The sequence below is a fragment of the Arenibacter sp. P308M17 genome, from assembly GCF_003426735.1.
Classification (GTDB): domain Bacteria; phylum Bacteroidota; class Bacteroidia; order Flavobacteriales; family Flavobacteriaceae; genus Arenibacter.
In genome coordinates, this window is the sequence record NZ_QVON01000003.1 from 422,172 (window position 1) to 447,419 (window position 25,248).

27 protein-coding genes are annotated in these 25,248 nt (G+C 40.3%); 9 read left to right on the forward strand and 18 right to left on the reverse strand.

All coding sequences use genetic code 11. From position 1 onward, the window contains the following. Positions 1 to 184 precede the first annotated feature (184 nt). The 4 genes from D0S24_RS09740 to D0S24_RS09755 form a co-directional block, all read right to left on the reverse strand. Positions 185 to 1,723 (reverse strand): DUF4301 family protein, encoded by a 1,539-nt coding sequence (locus D0S24_RS09740; RefSeq protein WP_117019680.1) that lies wholly within the window; start codon positions 1,721 to 1,723, stop codon positions 185 to 187. Then, the gene (locus D0S24_RS09745; protein ID WP_117019681.1) at positions 1,723 to 2,286 is read right to left on the reverse strand and encodes an AAA family ATPase; all 564 of its coding nucleotides are present in this window, start codon (positions 2,284 to 2,286) and stop codon (positions 1,723 to 1,725) included. The genes D0S24_RS09740 and D0S24_RS09745 overlap by 1 nt, the downstream gene beginning before the upstream one ends. Continuing rightward, the gene (pnuC, locus tag D0S24_RS09750; protein WP_117019682.1) at positions 2,250 to 2,879 is read right to left on the reverse strand and encodes a nicotinamide riboside transporter PnuC; all 630 of its coding nucleotides are present in this window, start codon (positions 2,877 to 2,879) and stop codon (positions 2,250 to 2,252) included. Before pnuC ends, D0S24_RS09745 begins: the two co-directional genes overlap by 37 nt. A gap of 316 nt (positions 2,880 to 3,195) precedes the next feature. Continuing rightward, a complete protein-coding gene (locus D0S24_RS09755) occupies positions 3,196 to 3,828 on the reverse strand; it encodes a 4'-phosphopantetheinyl transferase superfamily protein (RefSeq protein ID WP_117019683.1) in 633 nt (210 codons plus the stop codon). Positions 3,829 to 4,018: 190 nt separating this feature from the next. Between D0S24_RS09755 and ahcY the strand changes: the two genes are divergently transcribed. Continuing rightward, positions 4,019 to 5,335: an adenosylhomocysteinase gene (gene ahcY, locus D0S24_RS09760; RefSeq protein WP_117019684.1), complete on the forward strand. Its 1,317-nt coding sequence runs from the start codon at positions 4,019 to 4,021 to the stop codon at positions 5,333 to 5,335. A 119-nt stretch (positions 5,336 to 5,454) separates the two neighbouring features. Beyond that, a complete protein-coding gene (locus tag D0S24_RS09765; RefSeq protein WP_117019685.1) occupies positions 5,455 to 6,558 on the forward strand; it encodes an SDR family oxidoreductase in 1,104 nt (367 codons plus the stop codon). A gap of 89 nt (positions 6,559 to 6,647) precedes the next feature. On the opposite strand, the gene rpmA is transcribed toward D0S24_RS09765, so the two are convergent. From rpmA to D0S24_RS09780, 3 genes are all read right to left on the reverse strand, one after another. Next, positions 6,648 to 6,908, reverse strand: a complete 261-nt coding sequence (rpmA, locus tag D0S24_RS09770; protein WP_031445623.1) for a 50S ribosomal protein L27 — start codon at positions 6,906 to 6,908, stop codon at positions 6,648 to 6,650. A gap of 24 nt (positions 6,909 to 6,932) precedes the next feature. Next, the gene (gene rplU, locus D0S24_RS09775; protein ID WP_117019686.1) at positions 6,933 to 7,466 is read right to left on the reverse strand and encodes a 50S ribosomal protein L21; all 534 of its coding nucleotides are present in this window, start codon (positions 7,464 to 7,466) and stop codon (positions 6,933 to 6,935) included. Between the two features lie 100 nt (positions 7,467 to 7,566). Further along, complete coding sequence (locus D0S24_RS09780) at positions 7,567 to 8,022, reverse strand: DUF4199 domain-containing protein (protein ID WP_117019687.1); 456 nt, start codon at positions 8,020 to 8,022, stop codon at positions 7,567 to 7,569. A gap of 314 nt (positions 8,023 to 8,336) precedes the next feature. Here D0S24_RS09780 and D0S24_RS09785 point away from each other — a divergent pair, with 314 nt between their 5' ends. Then, a complete protein-coding gene (locus D0S24_RS09785) occupies positions 8,337 to 8,756 on the forward strand; it encodes a hypothetical protein (RefSeq protein WP_117019688.1) in 420 nt (139 codons plus the stop codon). A 7-nt stretch (positions 8,757 to 8,763) separates the two neighbouring features. Here D0S24_RS09785 and gldD read toward each other — a convergent pair whose 3' ends face one another. Genes gldD through mutY form a run of 4 tightly spaced genes read right to left on the reverse strand, consistent with a single transcriptional unit; the run spans position 8,764 to position 12,191 of the window. Then, positions 8,764 to 9,318 (reverse strand): gliding motility lipoprotein GldD, encoded by a 555-nt coding sequence (gene gldD / locus D0S24_RS09790; RefSeq protein ID WP_117019689.1) that lies wholly within the window; start codon positions 9,316 to 9,318, stop codon positions 8,764 to 8,766. Continuing rightward, positions 9,308 to 10,636: a gliding motility-associated protein GldE gene (locus D0S24_RS09795; protein ID WP_117019690.1), complete on the reverse strand. Its 1,329-nt coding sequence runs from the start codon at positions 10,634 to 10,636 to the stop codon at positions 9,308 to 9,310. Before D0S24_RS09795 ends, gldD begins: the two co-directional genes overlap by 11 nt. 25 nt (positions 10,637 to 10,661) lie before the next feature. After that, positions 10,662 to 11,129, reverse strand: coding sequence for a single-stranded DNA-binding protein (locus D0S24_RS09800; RefSeq protein ID WP_117019691.1), 468 nt, complete (start codon positions 11,127 to 11,129; stop codon positions 10,662 to 10,664). A gap of 24 nt (positions 11,130 to 11,153) precedes the next feature. Beyond that, positions 11,154 to 12,191 (reverse strand): A/G-specific adenine glycosylase, encoded by a 1,038-nt coding sequence (gene mutY / locus D0S24_RS09805; protein WP_117019692.1) that lies wholly within the window; start codon positions 12,189 to 12,191, stop codon positions 11,154 to 11,156. A gap of 131 nt (positions 12,192 to 12,322) precedes the next feature. Between mutY and D0S24_RS09810 the strand changes: the two genes are divergently transcribed. Together D0S24_RS09810 and D0S24_RS09815 are read left to right on the forward strand one after the other, a co-directional pair. Beyond that, on the forward strand, positions 12,323 to 12,613 hold the full coding sequence (locus D0S24_RS09810) for an HU family DNA-binding protein (protein ID WP_031445631.1): 291 nt from the start codon (positions 12,323 to 12,325) through the stop codon (positions 12,611 to 12,613). A gap of 272 nt (positions 12,614 to 12,885) precedes the next feature. Beyond that, the gene (locus tag D0S24_RS09815) at positions 12,886 to 14,433 is read left to right on the forward strand and encodes a ribonuclease E/G (RefSeq protein ID WP_117019693.1); all 1,548 of its coding nucleotides are present in this window, start codon (positions 12,886 to 12,888) and stop codon (positions 14,431 to 14,433) included. Positions 14,434 to 14,507: 74 nt separating this feature from the next. On the opposite strand, the gene D0S24_RS09820 is transcribed toward D0S24_RS09815, so the two are convergent. Then, entirely contained in the window at positions 14,508 to 15,446 is a 939-nt protein-coding gene (locus D0S24_RS09820) for a DUF1080 domain-containing protein (RefSeq protein ID WP_117019694.1), read from the reverse strand. A gap of 217 nt (positions 15,447 to 15,663) precedes the next feature. Here D0S24_RS09820 and D0S24_RS09825 point away from each other — a divergent pair, with 217 nt between their 5' ends. Both D0S24_RS09825 and D0S24_RS21075 read left to right on the forward strand, forming a co-directional pair. Next, positions 15,664 to 16,146: a regulatory protein RecX gene (locus D0S24_RS09825; RefSeq protein ID WP_117019695.1), complete on the forward strand. Its 483-nt coding sequence runs from the start codon at positions 15,664 to 15,666 to the stop codon at positions 16,144 to 16,146. 8 nt (positions 16,147 to 16,154) lie between these two features. Continuing rightward, a complete protein-coding gene (locus tag D0S24_RS21075) occupies positions 16,155 to 16,313 on the forward strand; it encodes a hypothetical protein (protein ID WP_181938065.1) in 159 nt (52 codons plus the stop codon). A 70-nt stretch (positions 16,314 to 16,383) separates the two neighbouring features. On the opposite strand, the gene D0S24_RS09830 is transcribed toward D0S24_RS21075, so the two are convergent. From D0S24_RS09830 to D0S24_RS09845, 4 genes are all read right to left on the reverse strand, one after another. Then, positions 16,384 to 17,247: a cupin-like domain-containing protein gene (locus tag D0S24_RS09830; RefSeq protein ID WP_117019696.1), complete on the reverse strand. Its 864-nt coding sequence runs from the start codon at positions 17,245 to 17,247 to the stop codon at positions 16,384 to 16,386. 82 nt (positions 17,248 to 17,329) lie between these two features. Beyond that, positions 17,330 to 18,424, reverse strand: a complete 1,095-nt coding sequence (bioB, locus tag D0S24_RS09835) for a biotin synthase BioB (RefSeq protein WP_117019697.1) — start codon at positions 18,422 to 18,424, stop codon at positions 17,330 to 17,332. 454 nt (positions 18,425 to 18,878) lie between these two features. Next, positions 18,879 to 20,423: a glycine--tRNA ligase gene (locus D0S24_RS09840; RefSeq protein WP_117019698.1), complete on the reverse strand. Its 1,545-nt coding sequence runs from the start codon at positions 20,421 to 20,423 to the stop codon at positions 18,879 to 18,881. Between the two features lie 37 nt (positions 20,424 to 20,460). Then, complete coding sequence (locus D0S24_RS09845) at positions 20,461 to 21,357, reverse strand: hypothetical protein (protein WP_117019699.1); 897 nt, start codon at positions 21,355 to 21,357, stop codon at positions 20,461 to 20,463. Positions 21,358 to 21,400: 43 nt separating this feature from the next. On the opposite strand from D0S24_RS09845, the gene D0S24_RS09850 reads away from it, so the two are divergent. Further along, on the forward strand, positions 21,401 to 22,102 hold the full coding sequence (locus D0S24_RS09850; RefSeq protein ID WP_117019700.1) for a ComF family protein: 702 nt from the start codon (positions 21,401 to 21,403) through the stop codon (positions 22,100 to 22,102). Positions 22,103 to 22,155: 53 nt separating this feature from the next. Further along, the gene (locus tag D0S24_RS09855; protein ID WP_117019701.1) at positions 22,156 to 23,769 is read left to right on the forward strand and encodes an Ig-like domain-containing protein; all 1,614 of its coding nucleotides are present in this window, start codon (positions 22,156 to 22,158) and stop codon (positions 23,767 to 23,769) included. Here the strand turns inward: D0S24_RS09855 and D0S24_RS09860 are convergent. After that, the gene (locus D0S24_RS09860) at positions 23,753 to 24,529 is read right to left on the reverse strand and encodes an amidohydrolase (RefSeq protein ID WP_117019882.1); all 777 of its coding nucleotides are present in this window, start codon (positions 24,527 to 24,529) and stop codon (positions 23,753 to 23,755) included. The two genes, D0S24_RS09855 and D0S24_RS09860, sit on opposite strands and share 17 nt — an antisense overlap. Before the next feature lie 201 nt (positions 24,530 to 24,730). Then, complete coding sequence (locus D0S24_RS09865) at positions 24,731 to 25,204, reverse strand: ankyrin repeat domain-containing protein (protein WP_117019702.1); 474 nt, start codon at positions 25,202 to 25,204, stop codon at positions 24,731 to 24,733. Positions 25,205 to 25,248: the final 44 nt, after the last annotated feature.

The following is a 25,248-nucleotide window of genomic DNA, read 5'->3' on the forward strand; positions in this document are numbered from 1 at the left end:
TTTCAATATGTTGATAATCAATAATTTAAATTTATTTTATAGCTATAAAGGAATGTATAAATATGTATAGCACCCCAAAAAGTGTATACTAATTATACACTTTTTGGGTACACTAACTAATTTGTTTAAATGAAAAATTAGCAGGAAACCAAAGTAGTCCCCAATCCAAAATATTGTCCAAAACCTATTTTACCTGATGCGCAGGTTTAAGTAGATCGTTCACCGTTTTTACAGGGTTGAAGGTTACCAAGGGAACTTCTACGAAAATGGTATTCCAAAAAGCCATGGTACCGTTCCATAGACCCGGTAGTTCCAATGCCTTTAGGTCCTTGCCCTCCTTGGTCTTTTGTGTAATAAATCCTTGTTTGGCATCTACAAAATTGAGTAAATTAAATTTCTCCCCCTTATAATTCCTAACCCCACAGACCAAGTCTACAGGATTAAAATGGGTAGCGCTCTTTAGGATATCGATCTGTACGGGATTGCCCATATCCACTTGCGCGGATTCAATAATTTGGAGTGAAATATGATCGTGGGCATCCCTTATCCAAAATGGACCTCCCCCAGGTTCCCCCTCATTCTTGACCATACCACAAATTCTAATAGGACGGTTTATCTTGTCCTTTAATACTTCTATTTGCTGCCCAATACTAAAACCTCCGAATCTATCCGAGAATCGGACATTTAACTCCCTTTCCAAAAATAATTTAATGGTTTCCAATATCTCGGAAGTTAAATTATCCCCATCCAATATTCTTGCATATTCAAAAGCCTTGCTTTGTAATTCCAAAAGCAATCCGGCCAATATTTTTTTGCTCCTGGCAACATCGTCGGAAAATCTTGGAGCCACTACATTATCGATATTCTTTATAAAAATAATATCGGCATCCTGTTCGTTCAGGTTCTCTACCAAAGACCCATGGCCAGCTGGTCTGAACAAGAGGGATCCATCCGAATTTCTGAAGGGCTTATTGTCCAAAGTTACCGCAATAGTGTCCGTGGAAGGTTTCTGAAAGGAATATTTTACCGTAAAGGAGGTTTTAGTCTCCTTTGCCACACGCTCCCCGGCCTTCTTAAATTCCTTGTTGAACATTTCGCCATGCTGCTCGGAAATTGTAAAATGTAGATTTGCCTCGTTGTTCACCTGCGCGTAGGCAACAGCCTCTTTTAAATGTTCTTCGAAAGGCGTGGCACTATACTCGCCATAGTCGTGAAAGGGCAAAAGACCTTTTGGGTAAAATCCGAAATCCAAGCCTTCCGGCAATAGCATCTCCTTAACAAAAAGGTATTTTTCCTCATCCCTGGAGCTTGTTTTACCGGCTATCCGTTTTTGAACGAGCTTATAAAAGGCAAAATTTTGGTATCCATCAAAGAAGGCCTTAACATCCTTGTCCTTGGTCCTGTCCAGATAGGCCTCGAATGTTTCCGTTTTGGGATCATAGGTGTCCAAAAAATTGAACATCGCCTTGAACATTCTGGATGCGGCACCGGAAGCCGGCACAAATTTTAAAAGTGAAACCTTCTTTTTTGCATCCTCAAATTTTTTGATAAATTTTTGCTCCTCCGCCTCGGAAAATTTGGAAATTCCATCGGATACTACTGCGGCCTTTTCCAATCTCACAAAAGGAATCCCCTCCTTAAACGTCTCAATTTGGCCAAGCACTTTTTCCTTGGATATTCCCTTCTTTTCCAATTGTATTTTGTCTGCTTCCGTTAATTCCATTATTTTCCAAGTAGTTCGTTAATATGATTGCTGGCCGTTGCCAGCCTTGTTTTTTTATCCCCTTTTAAGATAATAAAATTCCTGTTATATTTTTCCAAAGTATCCTTGAAATAAAGAAACATTCGTTCACGGTCGTCCGGTTTATCCCTTAAGTCGTCCTTTTCCCACGGAATGTCTATATAGGTAAGAAAATAGAGGTCATAACTATTTTGCAATGCGTAGGTCTCCAAGACCGGATCACAATATCCCAAATAGTAGGCTTCGGAATATACTTTGGTCTCCAAAAGATCGGTATCGCATATTAGCAGTTCATTGGCCTTTTTGGTCAGGGCATTTTCCAATTTGATCTGCCCCTCGGCTATGGGCAATAAATCTTTAGGCTCACAGGTTTTCCCTTCTTTATCCCATTTATCCTGAAGATATTCACGTGCATATTCCGGTACCCACACCGTTTTGTAATACTCGGCCAAGTCCTGGGACAAGGTTGTTTTGCCCGTAGATTCCGGACCAAATAAAACTACTTTTATTATACTTGAGGGTTCTTGTCTAAACTTTTCTTCCATGCAAGGTATCCAAAAATGGCAATAATAGTGAACAATAAATATTGAAGGGATGTAAATATAAGCCCTTTATAAAAATATAGTGGAACCGATATTACATCACCGATAATCCAATATACCCAATTTTCAAGTTTCTTCTTGGCCATGAGCCACATTCCCACAAAGAATACGGCCGTGGTAAAAGTGTCTATATAGGCAGTCCAATTATCCAACGTATCGAATATCACATATACCAAAACAACAAATAAAATAGTGGCCACAAATAAAACGACTGTCCATAATTTCTCTTTGGCAGTCGTTGTTGTTATCGGAATAAAATGGGACCCATCTACCTTTCTTGTCCACATAAACCATCCGTAGACGCTCATTAGAAAGTAATAGGCATTGATCAGCATATCTCCCAATAAGCCAAAAATAAAAAGAATATATACGAATAGGCCGGTACTAATGATTCCTGTAGGGAAAACCAGGATATTTTCCCGCATGGAGTACCAAACACTTAAAAATCCAAAAAACACCCCTACCATTTCCAAAATAATCAAATGGTAAGGAGTATCTTGGTATTGGGCAAAAATCCAATCAAAAATAGGGCTCATAATTACTCCTCGCTATTTTTATTATACCTACAAATATCAAATAAACCGTTTTCCATGAACATTAAATAGAAATATACCTCCATTGTTGGCAGCTACATAATGAGGTCATGTTTTAGGTGATTTTTTACGGAAAGGTTCCATCAAGACACCTCAAAAATAAGTTTTCCAGTTAAAGTTTTAGGGGTTATCAGTAAAAATATTTCCCAATATCAATGTCATGCCCTTAATTCCCAATTAAGCCGTTTAACCTAAACCAAGAGAAGGGAACTGTGATATTTGCTTATTGAATTTGCCAGCGGTGTTTCGGTGCAGCCCATTAATTTTTAATGGCATACACACAGGTATAGCCATCGAACTCCAAAAATTGAATATCATAATGGGAGGTTTTTCCCTTGTAGAGAATAGTACCTGTAGTCTCGGAGTCGGATAATGAAAAATCCGTAATGTCTATATGGTGTAAAAAACTAAGACCGTGCTGGGCATAAATTTTGTACAACGATTCCTTGGCTCCCCAGACCACCGTAAGTTTTCTTATCAAAGCATCTGCATTGGCAACCGTTTTATATTCCTCCAAGGGAGTGTACTTATTGGCTATCCTAAGAATCTTTTCACGTTGCATTTCAATATCCATCCCTACCTCCTTGGTGCCCGAAATAATAATTCCTGTAAATTCATGGGAATGTGTAATGGAGATGAACTTGCCATCGGTAAGATGCGGTTTGCCCGCATCATCGTAAAATAGATCGTGATCTACATAACCCTCTACCGCCATTAAATGCCTAATGCTCAAAAAACCCCTTCTATGCAATTCGGACCTCATTCCCTGCATCCGTTTCTGGCAATGCGGGGTAAGCACAACCCCTTCGGAAAGTTGGGATTCCGATTCTTCAACTTTCCAAATCAGGACCTTGGCATTGTCCCCAACTGTTATTGTTTTATAAAGAGGCATTGGATTATTTAAGTTATTACTACCTTTGCAAATGCAAAAAATAATAAAATTGTTCTATTACTAAAATAAAAATAAAAAAGGAGAAGAAATAGGTTAATGGAACATATTCTTCATTTATGTTATTTTTGATCTACTCCTCCAATTGATTTGTATAAGAAATAGGAACAACTAACTATAACAAGAAAAGTTTATGAGTACTAAAACCATTCCTTACGTACCCTATAAAGTGAAAGATATTGGCCTGGCCAAATGGGGAAGAAAAGAAATTGAACTTGCGGAAGCCGAAATGCCCGGTCTAATGTCCTTAAGGGAAGAGTATGGAAAAGAACAGCCCCTGAAAGGTGCCCGTATTGCCGGGTGCTTACATATGACCATACAAACGGCGGTACTCATTGAAACTTTGGTTGCACTTGGCGCAGAGGTAACCTGGAGCTCCTGTAATATTTTCTCTACCCAAGATCAGGCCGCTGCTGCCATTGCCGCTGCCGGCATACCTGTATATGCATGGAAGGGTATGAACGAAGAAGAGTTTAATTGGGCCATTGAGCAGACCTTGTTTTTCGGAGAGGATCGGCAACCCTTAAACATGATATTGGATGATGGGGGAGACCTTACCAATATGGTATTGGACCAATACCCTGAACTGGCTTCGGGCATCAAAGGTCTTTCCGAAGAGACTACCACTGGTGTACATAGACTATATGAAAGGGTAAAAAAAGGAACATTACCAATGCCTGCCATCAATGTTAACGATTCCGTTACCAAATCCAAATTCGACAACAAATACGGTTGTAGGGAAAGTGCGGTAGATGCCATTAGAAGGGCTACCGATACTATGCTTGCGGGCAAAAGAGTGGTAGTTGCCGGATATGGCGATGTTGGGAAAGGCACTGCGGCCTCTTTCAAAGGAGCAGGTTCTATAGTAACGGTTACGGAAATAGATCCTATTTGCGCCCTACAGGCCGCTATGGACGGATTTGAAGTAAAGAAAATGGATACCGTTGTTGGGAATGCCGATATCGTTATAACCACTACTGGAAATAAGGATATTATTCAGTCGCAACATTTTAAAGCGATGAAGGACAAAGTAATAGTGTGCAATATTGGCCATTTCGACAATGAAATAGACATGGCATGGCTGAACAAAAATTACGGCCATACCAAGGATGAAATAAAACCACAAGTGGACAAATATACCCTTGAAGGAAAGGATATAATTGTTCTGGCAGAGGGTAGATTGGTAAACTTGGGATGCGCTACCGGCCATCCAAGTTTTGTGATGAGCAACTCGTTCACCAACCAAACCTTGGCTCAAATGGAACTTTGGAACCATTGTGACAATTACAACAATGACGTATATATGCTACCAAAACATTTGGACGAAAAAGTGGCCGCTCTGCACCTATCCAGACTTGGAGTGGAATTGGAAACCTTAAGACCGGAACAAGCAGCATATATTGGGGTAAGCGTTGAAGGTCCCTTTAAACCCGATTATTATAGGTACTAGATTACCCTTGTTACTTTCTTGTTAGGAAAGATTCAAGAAACTTTTTCAATACAAAATCAAAATCCTTATCTTTTAGCCTGTGATAAGGATTTTGATTTTTAATTTCCTATATCAAATTAATGAACATACTCTTAACCGGAGCTACTGGAACCTTGGGTTCTAGAGTATTATTTTCGCTTTTGGAGCTTCACTTTCACAGCATTGAAGCCATTTATCTCCCTGTGCGCAAGAAAACTTCGGTTAGTTCGGAACAACGTATAAAAAATGTAGTGTCGAGCGAATTCGCAACAGATTTTGTAAAAAGGAACCTTTCCGAGGTATTAAAAAAAATAATAGCTGTAGATGCGGACGAATTACTGGATCCGGCCGCTTTTCTTGGAAACAATACCGTGGACTATTTTATACACTCGGCCGGGTTTGTGAATTTATCCACAGATCCTACCGCCAAGGATGAAATATTCCGTCAAAATTTACAGTTTACCAAAGATATATTCAACACCTACTGCAATCACATTGTAAAATTCGTTTATATAAGTACGGCATTTGCTGCCGGGAATACGGGCGGATTATTGTACAATGATTATACCAATATCAAGAACGTCAACTATCGCAACCATTACGAAGCCTCCAAACACGCATCGGAAACATTCCTGTTAAGGGCCGGAAAGGAAAACAAGGTTCCTATTCAAATTTTGCGGCCCAGCGTACTAGGGGGAAATATTAATGCGCGGCCAAATTATTTTATATCAAAATATATGGTCTTTTACCTTTTTGCGAAGTTCTTTCACAATAACAATTCCCAGGAATCTATACGAATTACTGCCAAAACGGGGACTGGATTGAATATAATTCCAACGGACTATGCTGCCCAGGTGATTGCCATGGTGATTTCTACGGATATAGAACAATTGAACATTGTTAATTCCAAAGAGACGAACATGAAAAAAGGCATTGCCAATATTTTGAAGGTCGTAGGGTTCTCCAATTTCAGTTTTACCGAAAATCAAATCAATACCTCCACCGGGTTTTCCTCAAAATTGGAAGAGTTTTACTACGAAACCATCGGACTGCATTTGTACCCCTATATGACCTCTAAACCCAATGAATGGGACACAGGCCTTTTGGAGAGCATCCTGCCCATCCCCAACTACAACCTCGTGGATTATCTATCCGAAACCGTTGCCTTTGCCAAGGCCAATAATTTTAGAAATCAGAAGTGGTAATCGCAATCCACTATTCCGTAGCGTGTACATAAACAAAAAACTCTTCCCAACTAAGGAAAGAGTTTTTTGTTTTTAAAAGCCAGAATATATTAAGCCTCAAAAGGCTCTATAGATACATAGGATTTACCCCCAGCTTTCTTTTGGAATTTTACAAGACCATCTACCCTTGCATGCAAGGTATGGTCTTTTCCGGCATAAACATTTTCACCCGGGTTATGCTTAGTACCACGTTGTCTTACAATGATGTTGCCGGCAATGGCAGCTTGTCCACCATAAATCTTAACGCCCAAACGTTTTGATTCCGATTCCCTACCGTTTTTAGAACTACCTACACCTTTCTTATGTGCCATGATATACTATTTTAATTCTTGTTATTAACTTAAAGCGGCAATTAATTCTGCTTTCTTCATTGAAGAATAACCTTCAACTCCCTTAGCTTTTGCCAGCTCCCTTAGCTCAGCAACCGTATTTTTACTCAAATCCTCGCTAGCTTCAGTTTCCACCTTCTTAGGTGCTTCTGCTTTTACCTCAGCCTTTTTGGCAGCAGGCTTAGCTTCTTTTTTCGGTTCCGCCTTTTTCTCTGCTTTTTTGGCTCCAGAGGCAATGATACCTTCTATTACCAGTTCGGTCAAATATTGACGGTGTCCGTTTTTCTTTTTGTAACCTTTACGTCTTTTCTTTTTAAAGACGATTACCTTGTCACCTTTTAGGTGCTTAATGACTTTAGCCTCAACAGCGGCTCCGTCTATAGCTGGGGCGCCAATTGTGATGTTACTACCATCTTCCAACAAAAGAACGTTATCAAATGTTACTTTGCTACCTTCTTCGTCCTGTAAACGGTGAACATACACTTTTTGGTCTTTCGCAACTTTAAATTGCTGCCCTGCTATCTCTACAATTGCGTACATAGCTTGTGTTATTTATAAATTTAAGAACAAGCCTAATATTTACTTAGGCGGGTGCAAATATACGCCTAAATCCTTAACCCACAAGTGATTTTTAAGATTTTTAAACCGATTTTCCCTTTATGTTGTTTGAGGTCTTGAACAACTGCATAAATGAAAGGGTGAGTACCAAGGAAGTGGCAAAGCCCATAATGGCCACGGTAAAGAACACAATACCCTCCGAAGTGTTATAGTCCCTGAACCATACTTTGGAAAGTTCATCCAAAAATCCCAGATTTATCTCCGTAGCATACAGGGCGAAAAAAATGGTAAAAATCAATGTTCCAACAAATCCCGTAAGGATCCCGGCAGTAAAACCTTTGCCATAATTAAAGGAAGGCCCCTCTTTGACCCTAAAGTATTTTATGGCCTCATATATTCCAAACCCTGTTATTACCCCATTAAAAAGACTATAAAAAATATTGGTGTGGAGGTTAAAAAGTGACAACAATAAAAAATAGGCAATTAACGACCCGCTAACCGCTATGCCAAACCTAATGGGAAGTGCAAACTGTTTCATTGTATAGAATTTTTAGGTTATGCCTTTAATTTACAGAATTTTAATGATTTATACACACAAATTAACAAGGAATCGATATTGAACCCATCTATGGGGCCATCGGCAGTTTTTGTTAGAACCACCAAATGTGCACTTTTACTTCCGATTGCTTTTCGCTAAAATTTAGGATCCATATCCAGTATATAAACGTTCATTATTCAGTATCTTTGGGCAATTAAAAGTCTTGGTGCAGACCCTGTAAAAACCGTCCGTCCCTACAAACTTTAACTCAAAAGGCCCATTGGGCCACAAGTAATGGCAATAAATTCTACCCGATGACGAAAAAAAAGTTAATCCTTATCCTATCCGTTATAATTGCGGTTGCCCACTCCTGTAAAGATCAAAACAAGGAGAACTCACAAATGAAAGACGTAATGGCCGTTCATGATGAGGTAATGCCCAAAATGGGGACTATAGGCCAATTAGTGTCGGAATTGGACCAAAAAATCACGAACGATGCCTACTCCAAGGACTATGTAGTTGCCAAAGAGGAATTAAAGGCGGCCCACAAGGCCATGATGGACTGGATGAAAGGCTTTGGCGATCGTTTTGATGGGGATGAGATACTCAAAGGAAAAGCGTTGACGGAAGAAAAACAAAAATGGCTGGATGAGGAAGAGGCCAAAGTAAAGAAACTTAAGGAGCAAATAAATTCCAGCATTAAGCAGGCCCAGGACGTATTACAGAACAATTAGGGCATTGCTACTCCTTCCAACGCAAGGATCCAATAATTTTTCTAATGTCCTCTTGCAGATATACCGCTGCAGGCAGGATAGAATCATAATTGGGTTTGGCATAAAAATACAATGACCCGGTCACAAAGTGTTTTGTACTGTCGGTTACATAAAACTGGGATTGGGAGGCGGCATTGCCCTTTACCTCATAATACATACCAAATACCTTATGGGACTCATTTACAATGGGTTCCTCGTAAATACCGTCGGCCTTCACAACATGCTCGTAGCTCAGCTTTTGAGCGTCTATGAGCAGTTTGTCCAAATTACCGTTTACTGCCTTATAATTAATAAAGATGGACCCCTTCATAAGGGGATAGTCCAACCTAAATGAGGAATTGGCTTCAGCATTTAATCTGGCCGTTTCATTGTACCTGATAGAAAAATGATCGGTTTCCAATTCTCCTTCCCTAGCAGATGGGTATTCCAACCTAAGCATTGCCTTGGGCTTGGGCAAAACATCGTCCCCGCAAGCCGACAAAAGGGATATCAATAGAATTAAAAGTGCGATATTAAGCTTCATGGGGCAATGTAATTTTTATTTGTTTCAAACGTTTTCTATCCAAGCTCTCCACAACAAATCGATACTCTTTGAACATGACCACCTCACCTCTTTTCGGAAAGCTTCCTGCAATTTCCAGTACAAAACCTGCCACCGTTTCGGATTCCCCCTTTCTCTCCTCAAAATCATCCTCATCCTCAATTTTGGCCACTCTATAAAAATCCTTTAAAGCTGTTTTTCCATCAAAGACGTAATTAAAATCGTCCAGCTTGGAAAAAATCAAATCCTCATCGTCAAACTCATCGCTGATATCCCCAACAATTTCCTCGATGATATCCTCAAGGGTAACTATTCCCGAAGTACCCCCGTACTCATCTACCACAATGGCCAAATGATTTTTCTTGGTCTGGAAATCCAGCAGCAAATTGTCCAGTTTTTTATTCTCCGGAACAAAATAGGGCTCTCGGATCAAGGACATCCAATTAAAGGTTTTTCGGTCTATGTACGGAAGGAGGTCCTTAACATAAAGCACTCCCAGCACATTGTCCATATTTTGGGAAAAAACCGGTATCCTGGAGTACCCGTGGGTTTTTATCTCCGTTAATACTTCCAAGAATTTCATCTCCTCATTAAGTGCAAAAATATCAATCCTGGGCCGCATCACCTGTTTCGTATCCGTATTTCCAAAGGAGACTATTCCCTCCAATATTTTTTGCTCTTCCATGGTAGTATCCCCTTCGGAAGTAAGCTCCAACGCCTGGGACAAATGGCCTACATTAAGATGGGACTTCTGCTTTCCCAATTTATTGTAAAGGAAAATGGTGGCCGACCTCATCGGTAAACTTAAGGGCGAAAACAGGAAATCCAATACCTTTAACGGAAAAGCCATAAAAAAAGCGAAGGTAATTTTGTTGCGATTGGCATATACTTTAGGCAAAATCTCCCCAAACATCAATATTAAAAAAGTGACCACTACTACCTCCAACAGAAAACGTACCGGAACCACTCCTAAAATAACATAGGTAATGTCTGCAAAAATGGTATCGCCAATATTATTGAACAACAACACCACCCCAATATTAATGGTATTGTTAGCAATTAAAATAGTAGCCAAAAGTTTTTTGGGACGATCCAGGAGCGTAACAATGATCTTTCCTTTGGTCGTCTTTTTATCCCCTATGTCATTGACCTCGGTTTGGGATAGGCCAAAAAAAGCGACCTCGGCCCCAGAAATAAGGGCTGAAAAAAACAATAAAATAAAAAGTAATGCGATTTTAAAAGCAAAACCGCTATCGATTACAATAAAATTCAATAATAAACTAAGGGGGTCTGGGTCCAATAGTCAGTCTTTAAATTTAATTAGTCTAGAATGGTAAATCATCTTCCTCTTCCGGTCCGTTGTCTTCCAACGGCCCATTATCCTTATTTGTGATTGTGTTTGTGCCCTGCTGTGGCTGATTCCGATTCCCTGATTGGGCGTTGTCCATACTTTCCTTTTTTGTGGTCAAAAAAGTAAAATCCTGAACATGCACCTCGGTAGTGTATCTGGTATTCCCGTCTTCCCCTTGCCATTGACGGTTTTTTAGCCGGCCCTCCACATAAATCTTATCTCCCTTACTTAGGTATTTTTCGCAAATTTCAGCAGCCTTGTTCCTCACTACTATATTATGCCAATCCGTATTGGTAACCCTTTCCCCTGTCTGCTTATTGGTATAGGTCTCATTGGTTGCCAACGGGAATCTCCCTATACAGTTTCCACCTTCAAAAAAGTGAATTTTGACCTCATCTCCCAAATGCCCGATCAGCATTACCTTATTTAGTGTTCCGCTCATAACTCAAAGTAAAGTTCAAAAGTACTAAATTTTAAACGTTTTTATAAAATCTGCAATTAAAACTGGAACCGGATATTTATGAAGTTCAGTTATTTGTATTCCATTTTCAAGATTGGATTCAAAGGTGATGATCCAAAACCGGGTATGCAAATGCTGGTGCGAAAGTTTATGGACAATTTTATTTTCATTGTATAGGTAAATTTCCGAAGGTTCCTCCAACGCTACCAATTCTTTTAAATTCCCTGCAACTTCTATTTGGTCTATATACTTTTCTGTTTCCAATAAAGGAAATTCATATAAATTCTGCCAAATTCCGTTTCCTTTTCGCTGTTGCAACAAGGTCCGCTTATTTTCGTCCACCAACACCAGATAATTAAAATAACGATTTCGGACCTTATTCTTCTTTATTTTTACCGGTAGGCCATCTATCCTGTTAGTAGTATGGGCCACACATGATTTCCGCAAGGGACAGCTACTGCAGTCCGGGTTCTTTGGAGTGCATTGCAGGGCACCGAATTCCATGATCCCCTGATTGTAGTCCCTTATATTTTTAGCATCCATAATCCCATTGGCCAATTCCTTAAAGTAAAGAACACCTTCGGAACTGTTTGTGGACAGGTCTATACCATAAAACCTGGCCAAAACCCTATAGACATTTCCATCCACTACGGCTTCCGGCCTGTCAAAACAAATTGAAGCAATTGCCGAGGCGGTATAATCCCCAACACCTTTCAATTGCATCAGTTCCTTATAGGTATTTGGAAAAATTCCATTATATTTTTCAGTAATTATTTTTGCAGTCGCATGTAAATTCCTCGCCCTGGAGTAATACCCCAAACCCTGCCATAACTTAAGTACCTGCCCTTCGGATGCCGCGGCCAAGTCCCGCACTTCCGGAAATGCCTCCACAAACCTTAAATAATAAGGTATCCCTTGGGCTACGCGGGTCTGCTGCAGCATAATTTCGGACAGCCAAATGCGGTAGGGATCCTTGGTGCCGCGCCAAGGAAGCCGTCTTTTATTTAGCGCGTACCACTCTAAAATAATTCTGGAAAAGTTCATTTATTGGGTCCTAATTTACAAAAGTAATGGTTTATCAACTTAAAATTAAGTTCCTTAGCAATGAAAGATTGAATTAAATTCATATATTTGCATCCCGAAAAAAAATTCTTTAGAAATTTATTTTAGTTAAAATGACGAAAGCGGAAATTGTAACGAAAATCTCAGAAAAACTGGGAATTGAAAAAGGAGATGTACAAGCAACTGTGGAATCTTTCATGGATGAGGTCAAAACATCTTTAGAAAGCGGAGACAATGTATACTTAAGAGGTTTCGGCAGTTTTATAATTAAAACAAGAGCCGAAAAAACAGGTAGGAACATTTCCAAAAATACTACCATTAAAATCCCCGCCCACAACATCCCGGCCTTTAAACCGGCCAAGGTATTTGTAGAAGGTGTAAAAAGTAATGTACAAGTCAAATAAAATATTATTAATCTTAAAAAAGTAGACCTCTATGCCTAGTGGTAAAAAAAGAAAAAGACATAAGGTAGCTACCCACAAGCGTAAAAAACGCAGGAGAGCTAACCGACACAAGAAAAAGTAGTTGTAACAACTACTTTTTCATTTTATACGTTCCTTGACATAGAGATTCGTAAAAGAATTTCGACGGGTTTATACAACCTGTACAAAGTATTGTTTAATCATTTGTCCCTACTTGATATCTAGAGTAGCGGGATAAATATAAATTAATTCAGGTGAATAGAGAATTAATCGTAAGATCTAGTTCCAATGCCATTGATTTTGCCTTGCTAAAGGATGGAAAACTCACTGAATTACACAAAGAAGAGGATAGTAACGACTTTGCCGTTGGCGATATTTTAATTGCCAAGGTAAGAAAGCCGGTCACTGGACTAAATGCAGCCTTCGTAAATGTAGGGTATGAGAAAGATGCCTTTCTACACTATCACGATTTGGGGCCGCAACTAGCTTCTATGTTGAAATTCATTAAAAAAGTTAGTACTGGAAAACTTAAGGATTACTCTTTAAGCAATTTTCAGTTTGAAGAAGATATTGACAAAAATGGTAGCATCAATGATGTTATTAAAGCCAATCAATCCTTACTCGTACAAATAGTAAAGGAACCCATTTCCACAAAAGGACCACGAATAAGCTCTGAACTTTCCATAGCTGGCCGATACTTGGTCATGGTCCCTTTTTCCGACCGCGTTTCCGTTTCGCAAAAAATTGAGAGCAAAGAAGAAAAAGATAGGTTAAAAAGACTCGTTAAGAGTATTAAACCAAAAGGGTTTGGCGTTATTATCCGAACAGTAGCAGAAGGTAAAAAAGTTGCAGAACTAGACAAGGACCTGCAGAATTTACTGAACAAATGGTCAGTAATGTGCGACAAAATTCAAAGAGCCCCGCATCCATCCAAAGTTTTGGTAGAGCTCACAAGAGCTTCCTCCATCCTGAGAGATGTCTTTAATGATTTCTTTACAGGAATTTATGTTGATGACGAAACGCTTTTTGAACAAGTAAAAGACTATGTGCATGAAATTGCACCGGAAAAAGAATCTATTGTAAAATTATATAATTCCAATGTTCCCATATTTGAAAAATTTGGGATAGAAAGACAAATAAAAACTTCATTCGGCCGTACGGCTTCCATGAGCAAAGGCGCCTATTTAATTATTGAACATACGGAAGCGCTGCACGTTATAGACGTTAACAGCGGTAACCGTTCCAATAAGGCAAAAAATCAGGAAGACACTGCCCTGGAAGTTAATTTGTTGGCCGCCTCCGAAATCGCAAGACAATTACGCCTTAGGGATATGGGAGGAATCATCGTGGTAGACTTTATCGACATGGGTAAGGGCGAGCACAGAAGACGCCTATTTGATCACCTGAGGGATGAGATGAAGGACGACAGGGCCAAGCACAAAATACTACCCCCAAGTAAGTTTGGACTTATACAAATTACAAGACAACGGGTCAGGCCCGAAATGAACATCAAAACAAGTGAGGAAAATCCCAATGGTTCCGGCCAAGAGGTAGAGGCCCCGATTGTTTTGATCGACAAGATAAATGCAGATCTGGAAAAACTCATAAAAGGTCCGGCAAAAGATAATGGAATTATCTTGAACATACATCCATTTATTGCCGCCTATATTACAAAAGGGTTTCCATCCATACGTTCCAAATGGTTTTTGGAGCACAAAAGATGGGTTAAGATTCAACCCAGGGATGCCTATACCTATCTTGAATATCGTTTTAAGAACAAAGACGGTAAAACCATATACTAATAAAAAAGCGACTTCCAAAAAGGAGTCGCTTTTTTTGTTTTTAGGCATTAATTGCCCTAATCTCTCTTCAGCGGTTAATCTACCCTGGGGGTAACCGTTATATTCCTAAATTCTATAGGACCGTGATCCCCTTGAAAGTACAACGGTCCCGGCTCACCTTCCATACTGTCCAAGGCACCACCGGTAATTCCAGGGATAATTTGATCACTGATTACCGTAATTCCGTTGGCCACCACAGTTATCCTTCTCCCTATCAGGGTAATATCGTATTCCTGCCATTCTCCGGCCGCCTTGGCCACTACCTCGCTAGGGGTAAGGAAGCCATATACCCCACTGTATTCCACATCCGAAGGCTCCGCACCTTTACTATCCGTAATCTGTACCTCATAACGTCCCCGTAAATAAACCCCGCTATTACTTCCCTTGGGATACTTGAATTCCAAGTGTAGTTTAAAATCGTCGAACTTTTGATCGGAAACCAAATTGGAACCGGATTTGGGACTTTTTAGCACCCCGGAATCTACAATCCACTGGTTTTCCCCCATAGCCTGCCATCCACTTAAATCCTTTCCGTTGAACAATTTAATTGGCTTGCCCCACTTTGGGTTTTTGGTGTATGCCAATTTAGGGGCACGTGTAGCCACCCAATTGTATGTTTTGCCATTGGTATACAACATGGTCCCTTTTAAGTCGTCTCCGGCCATGATACCCTCAAACTCCATATAGGAATTACCGTCTTCCCATTGTGGGGGAATTGCAAAACTAAATCTTCCGTCCTTAACTTTTACTTCGGAAATAGGCCTGGCACTCCCCATGGCATACACAAACCTTCCTACCAAAGTACGCGTTCCGGAATGACGTATTTCCAACCAGGAAGGAAGTTCTTTCCCGTCTTGGGAAATAACCATATCCCAACGCCCCTCCATTGGATTTATTTGTTGGGCATAAGCAACCGTAGCCATTGCCATTAACATGTTTATTACCAATAAACACCCTTTTAATCTATTGTTCATCTTCAAAGACTTTTTTTGTGAAACGTAAAATAAATACTTTATACCTAGCTTACCAATTAAAAACCTTTAAAATATCAGCCCTTACTTTGCTATTCTTAAAAGACCATTAATGAAATGCCGGCCATAAATTTCTCCATCCAGCAAACCAGCGTATATTTACAGATCAATTCCTTTAAAAGGTTAAGGGAAAACTGTAATCAACCACCAAATCAATCCAATGTCACCGTCCAAAAACTCCTATACCGTAGACGAAGCTACCAAGAAAATGGAAGGCTATTGCGCCTATCAGGACCGTTGTCATAAAGAGGTCATTGCCCAACTACGGGAAATGCAGATGATTCCCCAGGCCATAGACCTCATAGTAGGGCATTTGATAAACGAAAATTTTCTAAATGAGGAACGCTTTTCCAGAAGTTTCGCCAGGGGAAAGTTCAAAATTAAAAAATGGGGTAAAAACAGGATTGTAAAGGAGTTGAAGTACAGGGAAATATCCAAATACAATATAACCATGGCCTTGGAGGAAATAGAACCCCAAGAATACCTAAAGACCTTTAACTCCCTGGCTAAAAAACGCTTGGCGGAAATAAGGGAAAAGAACCTACAAAAACGACGAAAAAAACTTGCGGATTATCTTTTGTACCGTGGATGGGAAAGCGGAATGGTCTATGAAAAAGTGTACGAACTGGTTCCCAATTACTAAATTATACAATGAAATTACATACCTACTGGACCGGCAAAGCAGTAGTTATGGAACGGAATGGAATTCCTTGGCAAGGACTGGATTATACGTATGCCGTTGGCAAAAAAAGGATTTCATTGCCCATTGCCTTGTGCCAACTTTGGGCTGCCAAATTTTATAAAAACTAAGGTAACGCAATGAAATTGCAGGCCGGCAAAGGCAGGCCTGCCCAACTACGTTCAGGCGGGGTTTTAACTGTTAACTAGATAATAAATGGCGATTGGTCCTTTCAATAGCTTGTTCGTTCTTCCAATCTATCCACTTCTGACCTTTCAGTTTTCGCATAATATTATCATAATAACGCATGACCAATACATTGTAAAAGGCCCTCCCCAAATTTGCCGGATTTCTTGCAATTGCCCTTAAACTCATGGAAAAACCCGGGGTAATATATTTCATATAATGCCAATACCCTTCCGGCATATACAATACTTCGCCGTGTTTCAGATGGGTTTTAAAACCGGTCGCATTTTTTAAGGCCGGCCACTTTTCAAAATCGGGATTGGAAAAATCTATGCTCTCATGGGTAATCAGCGAATGCGGTACTTTGTAAAGGTATTTATTTTCGGACTGGGGGAATAGAATAACCTCCTTTGTTCCGGCAAAGTGAAAATGAAAAATGTTGGCCAGATCTATATCATAATGCATAAATGTATGGGAATTGGTCCCTCCAAAAAAAAGCATAGGAAGGCTCTTCATCAGGTTCAGGCCAAAATCCGGAAAGGTATAATCTTTTTGAAGTTCAGGAACTTCCTTAAGAATATTCCATAAAAAAATCCGGTATTTTGTGGGTTCCCTTTGCAAAAGGTCCAAATAATCGGACATTAGCATAGTGGCATGCGGCTCGTTAAAACTATCCCTGGAGTGTACCGGACGATCATCGTAGAGGGGCACCGTCTTATTACCTGCTACCTGCCTCACATAATCAAAATTCCATTTGGAATAGGCGGGCCATTGCTCAATACACCTTTCTATGACCACGGGTTGCTGTGGTTTAAAATGGTTATTGAGAAACTCTTTTTTGGTAATGGTCGCTACCCTTGGAATCTCTTTTAAGTTCAATGTACCTGTTTGTTTAAGCCCGTAAAGTTAAAAACCTAAAACAAATTACTTAAAATTTGTTTATGCTCATTTTATTTTAAGATTACTCCCTTAGGTTGGCCTTCTGCTTCGCTACTTCATTGCGTTCAATGGTGTGTCCCGGCCTTGTCCATTTTGGTTTTTCCCCCAAGGCGCTATATTCAGAATCCCCCGCTTCCACCGTTTTGGGTTGGGAAACCTTGGTAAAGGCCTTTTGGGGGTTAAGCCCCAAGAGTTTAAACATGGCCATATCTTCATTCACATCAGGATTGGGGGTAGTAAGTAACTTATCCCCTGCAAATATGGAATTGGCCCCTGCAAAGAAACACATGGCCTGCCCTTCCCTGCTCATTTGTGTGCGCCCTGCGGATAAACGAACCTGGGTTTCGGGCATTATAATCCGGGTAGTGGCCACCATTCGTACCATATCCCATATTGGAATAGGTGGCAAATCGGCCATCGGAGTGCCCTCAACTGCTACCAAGGCATTTATGGGTACGGATTCTGGTTGCGGGTCCAAGGTGGAAAGTGCTACCAACATACCTGCCCTATCCTCCAAAGCCTCGCCCATTCCTATAATCCCCCCGCTACAAACGGTAACATTGCTTTTACGCACATTTTCTATGGTATCCAAACGGTCCTTAAAGGCACGGGTAGAAATAACATCCTTATAGTAGTCCTCCGAGGTATCCAAATTATGATTGTAGGCATAAAGTCCGGCTTCCGCCAAACGATGGGCCTGATTTTCCGTAAGCATCCCCAGGGTACAGCATACTTCCATATCCAGCTTGTTGATGGTACGTACCATCTCCAATACCTGATCAAATTCAGGTCCGTCCTTAACATTTCTCCAAGCCGCTCCCATACATACCCTAGAACTTCCTGCCGTTTTAGCGCGTAAGGCCTGGGCCTTAACTTGGGAAACGGACATAAGGTCATTGCCCTCTACCTTTGTATGGTAACGTGCGGCCTGTGGACAATATCCACAATCCTCGGGGCAACCGCCCGTTTTAATGGACAATAAGGTAGATACCTGCACCGTATTGGGATCATGGTTTTCCCTGTGGACGGTTGCCGCTTGGTAAAGCAGCTCCATAAATGGTTTGTTGTAAATATCCAGTATTTCCTGTTTGGTCCAGTTATGTCTTACTTTGCTCATAATTTTTAATATTGTTGGGGCTTTCCCCGACTTCCTTCTCCTGCCAGATGTAGACCTACAAGGTCGCCAAGACCTTGCAGGTCCTCCTGGTAGGTGTCAAAGGAAGTCGGGGCCGGGCTTTCCGCTTTATCTTTTTCCCCAACCCGGCTCCGCCCGGTAAGTAAAAAAAGGATGCCGCTGCAATCCCTAAGCCAACATTTATTCTGGGTTCAAAAATAACCCTTATTCGTTAGAAAATCCAATTTCTAAAAATCAAATCATAAAAAGGTGCCAATTCACAGTGGAAAAAGAAGAAGGCATCATATACTTTCGTATAAAATTACCATACCATCGAAAACGCTACTTATGAAAAGTTGGGACTACATTCAAAAAAAATGGAAAAGGTCTAAAAATTATCTATTTACGCTAGCAAATAAATCTATTCTTTAGACCTTTAATATCCTGTATTATAAATTTATGCCATTCGCTGTAACCAGCTCTTCATATCTACCTCTTTATGGATAATTCCTTTGACATCCGCAATGGCAACACGCTGTTGATCCATGGTGTCCCTATGCCGTATGGTAACCGTCCTATCTTCTAAAGACTGGTGGTCCACGGTAATACAAAATGGGGTGCCATTGGCGTCCTGTCTTCTGTAACGACGGCCTACGGCATCCTTTTCATCATAAACCACATTAAAGTCCCATTTGAGGTCTTCCATGATTTCTTGGGCCAATTCAGGTAGGCCATCCTTCTTTACCAAAGGCAGTACCGCAGCCTTCATAGGTGCCAAAACAGCCGGTAATTTAAGTACCGTCCTGGTAGTATTATTGTCCAATTCCTCTTCTACCAAGGAGTTTGAAAAAACGGCCAGGAACATACGATCCAGCCCAATGGATGTTTCCACCACGTAGGGAACATAACTCTCATTGAGTTCAGGGTCAAAATATTGCAATTTTTTACCCGAATATTTTTCGTGGCTACCAAGGTCGAAATCGGTTCTGGAGTGGATACCTTCCAATTCCTTGAATCCAAAAGGAAATTTAAATTCTATATCGGCAGCGGCATCTGCATAATGCGCAAGTTTTTCATGATCGTGAAACCTATAGTTTTCGGGCCCCATCCCCAGGGACAGGTGCCAGGCCATCCTTTTTTCCTTCCAGGTCTCATACCATTCCTTTTGGGATCCCGGACGAATAAAAAATTGCATTTCCATTTGTTCAAATTCCCTTTGGCGAAAAATAAACTGTCTTGCAACGATCTCGTTCCTAAATGCCTTGCCTACCTGGGCAATCCCGAACGGAATTTTCATTCTTCCCGTTTTTTGTACGTTCAGGAAGTTTACAAAAATCCCTTGAGCGGTTTCCGGTCTAAGGTACAGATCCATGGCGCTATCAGCGGAAGCCCCTAATTTGGTGCCGAACATTAGATTAAATTGCTTCACGTCCGTCCAATTCCTTGAACCAGACAACGGACAGGCAATTTCCAGTTCCTCGATTAAATTTTTTACATCTGCCAGATCCTCGTTCTCCAGGGATTTCCCCAAACGCTTTAAGATGGTATTGATCTGTTCTTGGTAACCTACCACTCTAGGATTGGTTTCCAAAAACTGTTTTTTATCAAAGGTAGCCCCAAAACGCTTTTCTGCCTTGGCCACTTCCTTATCTATCTTGGCTTCGATCTTAGCGGTATAATCCTCCACCAAAACATCTGCCCGATATCTTTTTTTGGAATCTTTATTGTCTATCAACGGATCGTTAAAAGCATCTACGTGCCCGGAAGCCTTCCAAACGGTTGGGTGCATAAATATTGCGGAATCCAATCCCACAATATTATCGTTCAACTGAACCATGGCCTTCCACCAGTATTCACGGATATTCTTTTTTAACTCGGCCCCATTTTGGGCATAGTCGTACACGGCACTTAGTCCGTCGTAAATTTCGCTGGATTGGAAAACGTATCCATACTCCTTTGCGTGCGAGATTACTTTTTTAAAATCGTCTTCTTGTTTCACCATTCGGCAAAAATATAATATTAGTGTAAAATGAGAAGATTTATTTCAAATGAAATTCTGAAGTCGCCAATAATTTTTCATTCTCGAAAACATTTAGGGTATAGACCCCTTCCTCCAAAGATCCTTCCGGTACTGAAATAGCATCGCAAACGCTAAATTCCTGACCCATAAAAACGAGTTCTACCCGTTTGCTATAAATATTGCCATTTACAGAAATGGTATTGGCATTATCCTCTATAACTCCCATATTTGGGGTTAGGAATTGCAAATAGATAACGCGTTCCTCATTTTTGGAATTGGGATTTCCCAAAACGGTAACACAGCCCCTTAGTTTGGATATGATATTCGCCTTATTGGTCTTAATATGTTTGCCACTTCTATACCTAAAACCACTGCCTTCCGAATTTTCCAATTTTAGATAGCTTTTGGTCTTAAGCTCCTGACTAAGTTCTTTATTCTTCCTTCTAAGCAGAGCCTCGGCCTCGGCCAACGAACTACTCTTTCCCCTGAGCTCCTCTATCATCTTCTTGGTTTCCTCATATTTGTCCCCAAGGAGCATATTGTTGTACTTAAGGAAATTGTTCTTCAGTTTTAGACTATCGTTTTTGGCTTCCAGCTTTCTAAGTTCGGTTTTGTATTCCTTTAATTTTTCGACTGTAAAATTTAACCGCCCCACGGAATCCAACAACTGTTGCACCCTGTATTTTGAATCCTGTAATTCAATTTCATTTACTTCATTAAGTGCGGACAACCTATCCACATCAGATTTCATCAATGTAAGGTCCTTGACCAGCAATTCCTTCTCCTGCTCCAAAAAACTTATGCGACTTTTGGATTGGGCATAACTATAATAGAAGGCAATAAGAATGCCCAGTATAATAGCTGCCAGAGCGGCAAGTATTATCTTATAATTAAATTTATTATCTTCAGTGTCCATCTAAAAGCATGCATATTAAGTAGGTTAATAGTAATCTAGATTTGTGTATTCCAAGATTTCAAATATACTAAACGATATCAACACGGTCCTTGTACCCAGGCTATGTTTTGGATGTAATGCGCTATTATATAGAGGAGAAGAACATGTCTGTACCGTTTGTCGAAATCAATTACCACTCACCGAGTATACTTTTAACGCTGTAAATCCTGTTGACCGTATATTTTATGGAAGAATTAACATCATTAAAGCCAGTTCTTTTCTGTTTTTTACAGAAAAGGGAATTGTTAAAAGCATAATTCACTACCTAAAATACAAAAACCAAGAACAAATAGGTGCATTTTTAGGAAATTGGTATGGCCATATCCTGAAGACAAACAATTTTCTTAACAACATAGATTACGTAGTGCCCGTTCCCTTACACCGAAAAAAATTAAAAAAAAGGGGTTATAACCAAGTTTCCCTATTTGCCAAACATATAGCGGAACATATTGGCGCCCAATACTTGGAAGGTATCCTTATCAAAACCGCCAATACCAAGACCCAAACCAATAAATCCAGAATACTCAGGTGGCAGAACAAAAAGGCCCTTTATGTTTTAACGGACTACGGGCTCTTGAAAAATAAAAATGTCCTATTGTTGGATGATGTCATTACTACAGGGGCAACCATGGAGGCCTGTGCTACAGCCTTATCCGCCACAAAGGGAATCAATATATATGTGGCCTCCATGGCCATAGTACCATAATTTTACAATTCTACAAATTAGTTGTTTCTTTGTTGTATATTTTCATTACTGTTATGATTCAACGCATTTTGGGGTTTTTGTTTCTCATTTTATCCGTATCGGCCCTTGTACAGTGCGCACGGAGAGGTGCGCCAAGTGGAGGTGATAAGGATATTACACCCCCAAAATTGGTGAAGGCAGAGCCACAGAACATGTCCATTAACTTTAATACTAATAAAATCCGATTGTATTTTGACGAATACGTGAAGCTAAAGGATATTGAGAAGCAGCTTATTGTATCCCCGCCATTAAAATACACTCCCTTAATTTCACCACAGGGCTCTGCAAACAAATATGTAGAGATCATCCTTAAGGATACGCTAAAAGAGAATACCACCTATACCCTCAATTTTGGCCAAAGCATTATTGATAACAATGAGGGCAATCCCTTAAGTTATTTTACTTACGTATTTTCTACAGGGGAGTATATAGATTCCCTGACCGTCTCCGGAGTGGTCAAGGATGCATTTAACAAGAATGCGGACACTTTTATTAGTATTATGCTATATGAGATCGATAGTGCCTATACCGATTCCACCATCTATCGGCAACCACCAAATTATATTACCAATACGCTGGACAGTACCCCTATTTTTCACTTAAAAAATCTAAAGGAGGGAAAATATGCCATGTTCGGGCTAAAGGATGAGGCCAAAAACAACATTTTCAATCAAAAAGTGGATAAAATTGCTTTTATAAAAGACACCATAAGCCTCCCAACAGATTCGGTTTATTTATTGACCATGTTTAAGGAAATACCCGATTATAGTATTTCAGTACCCAATTATGCGGCCAAAAACAAGATTATTTTTGGTTATCAGGGCAACGGCAAGGATATTTCAATTAGAGCCCTAAGCAACATTCCGGATACAGTTAAAACTAAAATCACCAAAGAGCGGGAAAAAGATACCCTAAACTATTGGTTTACCCCCTTTAAAGCCGATTCCCTGATTTTTACAGTGACTAACAGCAAAGAACGCCTAATTGACACCTTTACCGTTAAAACAAAAAAGGTAGGTATGGATACCCTAATTGTACAACCAAACCAAAGGGGATCCCTAGAGTTTGGGAACCCTTTTTATATTGGGGCCAATACTCCCATTTCGCGAATGGACAGTTCAAAGATCAGGATGGCCCGCAAGGATTCCACCATGGTAGAGTTCATGACCGTTTTGGATACGGTTGGCAATAAAATTGATTTTGATTTCGAAGTGGAGCCCAATGAGAATTACTCTATAGAATTACTACCAGGAGCCATAACCGATTTTTTTGAAACCGAAAATGACACTATTTCCATTAAACTGGCTACCAAAAGTTATGCAGATTTTGGAAATTTAAGACTTACTTTGGACGGGGCGGTCAACTTCCCCTTAGTTGTACAATTAACAGATGAAAAAGGGGTTACTGTAAAAGAACTTTTCGCCACTGAAAATCAAACCTTAGAATTCACCAATATTAAGCCGGCCACATATCTGATTCGGGTCATATATGACAGTAACGGAAATCAAAAATGGGATACTGGAAATTACCTTCAAAGAATTCAACCAGAAAAAATTACCTACTATCCAAATGTTTTGGAGGTAAGGGCCAATTGGGAACTGGAACAGACCTTTACCCTTTCAGACTAAAATGGTCCCGATCTTCCAAAAACTTTAATTTTTCCCTCGCTTCGGAAATATGTTTTTTATCCAAAGTGGCATAAAGCACCTTTTCCTCCGTTGAAAACACTATGGGTTCGCCAAAGACATTGTTTACGGTAGAATGGCCGGGATAATTATGTCCTGTATGATCCGTACCTACCCTGTTTACCCCTACTACATATGCCATGTTTTCAATGGCACGTGCCTTTAATAGGGCATCCCAAGCATTAATTCTTGGCTGCGGCCAATTTGCAACATAAATTAGCACATCATAGTTCTCTGTATTCCTGGACCATACGGGAAAACGTAGGTCATAGCAAATAAGTGGACAGATCCTAAGACCTTTATAATCGATCACGATTCGTTTTTCCCCTTTAGTATAAATCTTATCCTCCCCGGCAAGTGTAAAGGTATGTCGCTTGTCATAAAAACTGGATCTTCCATCGGGCTCCACAAACCAAAGTCGGTTATAATAATGGCCATCTACAAAATAGACCATACTGCCGCTCATGGCCATATTTTTTCTGGCCGCTTCCCTTTGCATCCATTTTACGGTTTCTTTCCCTTCCTCCTTGGCAATATTCCAAGGAGTCATGGTAAAGGCAGTTGTAAACATCTCAGGAAGTATTACCAGGTCCACCCCCCCATCTACGGAATCGAGTTTCTTGGAAAAGTTTTCCCTGTTCTTTTTCGGATCTTCCCAAACGAGGGCGGATTGTATAAGTGCTAATTTAAGTTGGTTTTCCATGGCCATATTCATTGGTCAAAATAGATCTTGGTGTGCTTTTCGTTCCTTAGCCTATAAAGCTGTTGTTTTTTGAGTTTCCAAGATACTGTACACAGACAGTGCAAGCAGATTGTCCATATCAAAATAAGTGGCTCCCAGCATATCAGGCACTGACCTTAATTCTTTTTACAGAGGACAATTATTTCGGTAAATCCATAGCCCTTATTGGGCATTCTCCAATAGTGCAATTAGTGAAGCCGTTCCTTGTGCTTTTGCATGATCTAGGGCAGTAAGGCCCCGTACGTCTTTGATGGATGCATCCGCACCTTTGGTCAAAAGCATTTTAGCGATTTCTTCCCTATTGAACATGGCGGCATAAATGAGGCAGGTAGCCCCCATCGTATTCCGTTCATTAACACTTACCCCTTTATCTATCAGCTTCTTGGCGGTATCCGTAAAGCCTTTAAAACACACTCCCATTAAGGCCGTATTGCCGGAGGCATCCTTGGCATCAATTTTAGCGCCCCATTCCAATAAAAGATCGGTTATTTCCTCTTGATCGTAATAGGTAGAAAGAATTAGCGGGGTAGACCCCCGTTGGTCCTTACTGTCCAAAAGCAAGGGGTTCTTCTTCAACATGGCCCTTACCTCATCAAAGTTACCGTTTCTAATTTCGTTAAAGAAAAACTCGTTCATAATTAAAAGCCATTAGTTAAATGTATAAAAAAACCAGCACTTAA